Origin of the sequence: Dietzia sp. DQ11-44, from assembly GCF_014145205.1 — a bacterium.
GTDB classification, from domain to species: Bacteria; Actinomycetota; Actinomycetes; order Mycobacteriales; family Mycobacteriaceae; genus Dietzia; species Dietzia natronolimnaea.
The window spans coordinates 1-209 of sequence record NZ_JAALEC010000729.1 but is presented as its reverse complement, the minus strand read 5'-3'; the positions used below and the strand labels follow the sequence as shown (position 1 = coordinate 209).

General features: G+C 70.8%; 1 pseudogene. It reads right to left on the bottom strand.

Annotation, left to right across the window (positions count from 1 at the left end):
• Positions 1-206, bottom strand: a pseudogene (locus G6018_RS16435) (acyltransferase); the annotation flags it as partial.
• Between the last annotated feature and the right edge of the window lie 3 nt (positions 207-209).

Below are 209 nucleotides of genomic sequence, written 5' to 3'. Positions count from 1 at the left end.
TCCCGCCACAGCAGGAAGCCGGTCTTGGCGAAGAACACCGCGACCAGCATGTCCAGACGACCGTAGAGGCGGCGCACCGGCGTCCCGTAGGACATCCGGGTCACGAACGCGACGTGGGTGGTGATGATGCCGATCGCCGCGAGGCCGCGGAGACCCTCGAGCGCCGGGATGTGACCGCGAGCACCGGCGAGCCGCGGCTGCTGCACCCC